The organism is Paenibacillus popilliae ATCC 14706 (assembly GCF_000315235.1).
Classification (GTDB): domain Bacteria; phylum Bacillota; class Bacilli; order Paenibacillales; family Paenibacillaceae; genus Paenibacillus_B; species Paenibacillus_B popilliae.
The window spans coordinates 1-353 of sequence record NZ_BALG01000115.1 but is presented as its reverse complement, the minus strand read 5'-3'; the positions used below and the strand labels follow the sequence as shown (position 1 = coordinate 353).

Here is a 353-nt window from a genome sequence, read left to right as displayed (position 1 = left end):
GATGGAACGGATTCCTTTTTAAGCTTTGGAGGGTTGGCAGGTGCCTCGATACTTTTGGCTGCAAAATTGAGCATTTTTCACTTGCAAAAAACACTTTCAGAGGAAGTATTAATAAAGACCTTAAAAAATCGTATAAAGGCACTAGAAGAAGAGAACAAACAGTTAAAGGATCAAGTTCAAAAATTACATGGCAAGTTGTTTTAGCGTCTTCATTATGTCTCTAAAAAAAGTTAAAATATAACCTGGAATACTTTTTTGTTAAGACGGATTGTCAAGCCAAGTGCGACAGTTCTTCTGAGAAGGATTCGTGAGCAGTCTTCCAGCCCAAACATTTTCGTGGTCGTTGATTGATC

Annotated in this window: 1 pseudogene; it reads left to right on the top strand. The window is 37.1% G+C overall.

From position 1 onward, the window contains the following. Positions 1-204: pseudogene (locus PPOP_RS24105) on the top strand (hypothetical protein); the annotation flags it as partial. Positions 205-353 lie beyond the last annotated feature (149 nt).